We start from the raw sequence: 1007 nt of genomic DNA, 5'->3' as shown, positions 1-1007 counted from the left end.
TTAGTTCCACTAAGCGAATTGGTAGAGTCTGCTTACGCAAGGTATTGAACCGCCGTGTACGGAACCGTACGCACGGTGGTGTGAGAGGTCGACTAGTCAAATAATGGCTAGTCTCCTACTCGATTTTTTGAATTGTCAATATAAGCTAGACAAATGCGAGTCATTAATGTAACTTGAAAATACTTCCAAAGGCGTTTGATAATTTAATGATTTTCTAGGTATTTGATTTCTCTTGTCAGCTACTGCAGACACAAATAACTGCTCGACTTTATTGAAGTCCATTTCCTTTGGCAAGCCATCGTTTCTAAATAGACCATTTGAATGTTCATTTAAACCACGCTGTGATGGTGTTCCTGGATCTGCGAAGTAGATCGAGACGTCATGTTTGTTGGACAACACCTTCCAGTTACTAAATTCTTTTCCGTTATCAAAGGTAAAAGATTTAAACAAGTTTCTAGGGCTGGATTGAAACCACTCTGTTAACGTTGTTTCAATGTCACTTGCTTTTCTGCCTTTAGGCTTTAAGGTGATGATGGCTTTAGATAGACGTTCCACCAGTGTGATGATGGCACTTTTATGATGAGCACCAACGATTGTATCACCTTCAATGTGACCAAACTCATCTTTAAATAGAGGGTAGTCTTTTTCTCTTTCAGAGATGTTTCGTTTGAACGCTTGTTTTCCTCGTCGTTCTTGGTCTCCGTTTGGCTTTCACTTGCCTTTCATAGGGAGTGTTGTGATATCAAAGGTGCCATCTTTAAATCGACGATATAAGGTTCTCATTGAACAACTGATTGGCTGTTCAAAACGTCCAATGTTGACGTCTGGCGTCCATCCTTGAGCAACTTTTTCTTTAATATACTTCTGTTGCTTTTTAGGCAAAATGATTTTATGTCTACCGCAACGCTTTTTATATACTTTATAGCGTTTGTAGTAATCAATTGCTGAGTTACCTTGTTTCAAGAAATTAATAACGTTATAAATGGGCTGACGTGAACGCCTTAAGC

At 38.9% G+C, this 1007-nt stretch carries 1 pseudogene; it reads right to left on the bottom strand.

From position 1 onward, the window contains the following. Window positions 1-135: 135 nt before the first annotated feature. Window positions 136-1007 (bottom strand): annotated as a pseudogene (locus tag ACEN3Z_RS11870) (IS30 family transposase); the annotation flags it as partial.

This window comes from Ruoffia sp. FAM 26254 (assembly GCF_045528545.1).
GTDB classification, from domain to species: Bacteria; Bacillota; Bacilli; order Lactobacillales; family Aerococcaceae; genus Ruoffia; species Ruoffia halotolerans.
This window is presented reverse-complemented; position numbering and strand designations above follow the sequence as displayed.